The 3,793-nt window shown below is 75.9% G+C and carries 4 protein-coding genes; 2 read left to right on the top strand and 2 right to left on the bottom strand.

Annotated elements, in window-relative coordinates; genetic code table 11:
- A partial coding sequence (locus ACFVGO_RS25665; RefSeq protein ID WP_380634293.1) for an MFS transporter occupies positions 1-1,092 on the bottom strand: 1,092 nt, incomplete at its 3' end.
- 147 nt (positions 1,093-1,239) lie between these two features.
- Here ACFVGO_RS25665 and ACFVGO_RS25660 point away from each other — a divergent pair.
- Positions 1,240-1,572 (top strand): ArsR/SmtB family transcription factor, encoded by a 333-nt coding sequence (locus ACFVGO_RS25660; RefSeq protein ID WP_380634291.1) that lies wholly within the window; start codon positions 1,240-1,242, stop codon positions 1,570-1,572.
- Between the two features lie 215 nt (positions 1,573-1,787).
- Complete coding sequence (locus tag ACFVGO_RS25655; protein ID WP_380634289.1) at positions 1,788-3,059, top strand: alpha/beta hydrolase family protein; 1,272 nt, start codon at positions 1,788-1,790, stop codon at positions 3,057-3,059.
- A 111-nt stretch (positions 3,060-3,170) separates the two neighbouring features.
- Here the strand turns inward: ACFVGO_RS25655 and ACFVGO_RS25650 are convergent, their stop codons facing one another.
- On the bottom strand, positions 3,171-3,611 hold the full coding sequence (locus ACFVGO_RS25650) for an iron chaperone (RefSeq protein WP_380351795.1): 441 nt from the start codon (positions 3,609-3,611) through the stop codon (positions 3,171-3,173).
- Positions 3,612-3,793 lie beyond the last annotated feature (182 nt).

Raw genomic sequence — 3,793 nt, 5'->3', positions numbered from 1 at the left:
CGCCAGCACCGCCGCCGCGAACGGGAACCACCGCCCGCCCAGCACCGCGATCGACGCCGACCCCGCCGCACCCCCCGCCGCCGTCCCCAGGTACAGCGCACTGCTGTTCAGCGAGATCAGCAGCGGCGCGTTCACCGGATCGATCGACGCCAGCCGGTGCGGCAGCGCCACCGACACCGCCCACCCCGCCAGCGGCACCACCACCGCGTACCCCAGCGCCCCCGGCATGCTGCGCCCCAGCCACGGCAGCGCGGCGAACGCGAGCGCGGCCACCGCCGAGCCGGCCAGCAGCACCCGCCGCACCCCGATCCGGTCCACCAGGCGCCCGCCCAGCCAACTGCCGGCCACCGACATCACGCCGCTGGTCAGCAGGATCAGGCTCAGCCGGTCGGCGTCGCCGCCGGTGGCGCCGGACATCGCGGTGGACAGGAAGATGTAGACGCTCTGGAAGGCGAGGAAGAACACCAGCGTGGTGGCCGCGGCGCCCAGCACCCGGCGCCGGCCCAGCGGCGCCAGGCGCGCCTTGAGGGTGGGGGCGACGGTGGGGACGGGCAGGTCGCGCAGCAGGAGGGCGAGGCCCGCGAGGGCGGCCAGGCCCAGCGCGGTGACCAGCCACATCGTCATCCGCCAGTCGACGCGTCCCACCCAGGTGCCCAGCGGCACGCCGAGCGCGGTGGCCACCGTCATCCCGCCGAGCACGGTCGCCAGCGCCCGTCCGCGCCGCTCGGGGGCGACCAGGGTGGTGGCCACCGCGTTGGCGGTCGGCGTGTAGAGGGCGGCGCCGGCCGCGGCCAGGACGCGGGTGGCCAGCAGCAGCCCGTAGGTGGGGGCGAGCGCGCTGAGCGCGTTGGCCGCGCTGAACACCGCGAGCGCGGTCAGCAGCAGGCGCCGGCGCGGCCAGCGGGCGGTGAGCGTGGCCAGCACCGGGGCCAGCAGCGCGTAGCCGAGCGCGAAGACGGTGACCAGCTGGCCGGCGGCCGGCACCGACACCCCCAGGTCGGCGGAGATCGGGCCGAGGATGCCGGCGAAGACCATCGAGTCGGTGCCCATGGCGAAGGTGCCGAGGGCGAGCAGGAGCAGACGTACGGGCACGGCAGGGCCCCCCGGGGCGCAAGGAAAACCAATTGTTGGATGGACATGCAACTGTTTGATGCTCGTCAAACACTCGGGGATGGGTGGATGATTGTCAAACCATCCGTTTCCCCCGCGGTTCCCCGCGGCCCCCGAGGAGCGTGCGCCATGAGCGACGACGAGCGGCTTCCCCAGCCCGCCACCGCCGACATCGACCTCGTCACGGTCCTGCACGCCCTCGGCGACCCCGTGCGCATGACCCTGCTGCTCAGCTACGCCGACGACGCCGAGCACTCCTGCGACCCCCGCGACCTGGGCCTGGACCACCTCCACAAGTCGACCGTCTCCCACCACATGCGGGTGCTGCGCGAGGCCGGCGTCACCACCACCCGCGTCGCCGGCCGCAACCGCTTCGTCAGCCTGCGCCGCGCCGACCTCGACACCCGCTTCCCCGGCCTGCTCGACGCGCTCCTGGCGGGCCGGGCAACTCCCGTACGGTAGACCTGGGTCGGCCCCTAGGGGGTGGAGCGCCGCGGCTGCCGCCGCAGGCGTAGGCCCGCGGACGTAAGGCCCCCCGGGCGGCTCCTGCCGCGGGCGGACGCGCCCGGGCGGGCCGGGTCGGCACCGTGGACGCGCACCCCGCCCACCGGCGCGCACCGCCCACCGGCGCACCCCGCCGTCGTGCCGCCGCCCGACCCGCCGCAGGAGCCACGCCCATGACCGGAAGCCAGCCCGACCGTCCGTCCGACCGTCCTCTCGCGCGCCCGTCCGAGCGTCCGCTCAGCCGCCGCGGCGTCCTCGGGGCGCTCGCCCTGGGCGCCGCCACCGCCGCCTCCGCCGCCGTCACCGGTGCCGGGTCCGCGCGTGCCGACAGCGCGCCGGGCGGTGCCGCACCGGGCGGCACGGCATCGGGTGCTGCCGCGGGGGAGCCCCGCCTGTGCCTGCCGGCGCCCACCGGTCCCCACCCCGTCGGCACCGCCCTGCTGTACCTGACCGACGCCACCCGCACCGACGCCTGGGCCCCCGCGCCGCGCCCGCGCGAACTGCGCGCCCGCCTCTGGTACCCGGCCGCGCCCGGCGCCCGGGGCCCGTACGCGCCGTGGATGAGCCCCGCCGAGACCGCCCACCTGCAGGCCGCCTACTTCGCCGTCCCCGACGCCCGCCTCGCCTGGCCCACCACCCACGCCCGCCCGGACGTGCCCGCCGACCGCAGCCGCCGCCACCCCGTGGTCCTCAACTCCCACGGCTCCGGCGCCGACAGCGCCTTCAACACCGCCCTCGCCGAGGAACTCGCCTCCCACGGCCACGTCGTCGCCGCCGTCGACCACACCTACGACGCCGGCGAGGTCGAATTCCCCGGCCACCGCCTCGAAGTGCGCGACAAGGCCCGCGTCCAGGCGATGACCGACGCCGAGATCGTCGCCTACCGCGCGGCCGACGCCCGCTGCCTGCTCGACCGCCTCGAAAGCGGCCCGCTGCCCGCCGGCCTCCACACCGCCCTCGACCTCGACGCCGTCGGCATGTTCGGCCACTCCATGGGCGGCGCCACCACCGCCCAGGCCCTGCACGACGACCCGCGCATCCGCGCCGGCGCCGTCCTGGACGGCCCCCTGTTCGGCACCAGCGCCACCGCCGACCAGGACCGCCCCCTGCTGCTGATGGCCTCCACCTGGGACAGCCCCGCCCGCGACGCCATGTGGGACACCCTGTGGCCGCACCTGACCGGCTGGCGCCGCCGCCTGACCCTCACCCGCTCAGGACACCTGTCCTACTGCGACCTCCAACTCCTCGTCCCCCAGGGCCAGAGCGTCTTCGCCTGGCCCACCGACCAGCTGGAACACTTCCTCGGCACCGGCGACCCCCAGCGCGCCGTCGCCGCCCAACGCGCCTACCTCACCGCCTACTTCGGCCTCCACCTGCGCGCCGTCCCCGCCCCCCTGCTCGACGCCCCCTCGCCCCGCTGGCCCGAGATCCGCTTCGACGCCTGATCCCCTGATCCCCTGATCCCCTGAGCCCCTGAGGCCCTGAGGCCCTGAGGCCCGAGTCCCTGCGCCCTGTTCCGCCGCTCCGTCGCTCCGCTGTTCCGCTGTTCCGCCGCCTCAGCCGACCGCGCGCTTCACCAGCTCGGCGATCCGCTCCTCCACCTCGGCCGTCACCTCCGTCAGCGCGAAGTACGCCGGCCACATCGGCCCCTCGTCCAGCTGCGCCTGGTCGCTGAAACCCAGCGTGGCGTAGCGGGACTTGAACTTCTCCGCGCTCTGGAAGAAGCACACCGCCCTGCCCTCCAGCGCGTAGGCGGGCATCCCGTACCAGAGCTTGGGCGCGAGCGCGGGAGCGGTGGCGGTGACCACCGCGTGCACCCGCTCGGCCGGCGCCCGGTCGCCCTGCGGCATCTCCGCGATCTTCGCGAGCACGTCCCGCAGCGCCTCGGCCGCCTTCTCCGCCTGCGAGGCCCGGCGCGCGGCCTGCTTCAGCTCCTGCGCGTGGTCCTTCATCGCGGCCCGCTCCTCGGCGGAGAACCCCTCGTGCCTGCTGCTCATGCCGAACCCTCCGTGCTGTCGTGCGATCTCGGGAGGGACCATGGCGCCCGCCTCCGAAACGGCGGACGGCCCGTCAGATGCCGGGTCCGGTACCGGTTCCGGCGCAAGGTGTGCGCACGACGAAGCGGCGGGGGGGGGGGGACCGGCGGGTGGGGTTTCCCCCCCCTCCTCCCTCCCCCCCC

The organism is Kitasatospora sp. NPDC057738, from assembly GCF_042798815.1.
GTDB classification, from domain to species: Bacteria; Actinomycetota; Actinomycetes; order Streptomycetales; family Streptomycetaceae; genus Kitasatospora; species Kitasatospora lactacystinica.
Note: the sequence above shows the minus strand (reverse complement) of the source record. Positions and strands in the feature narration are given on the sequence as shown.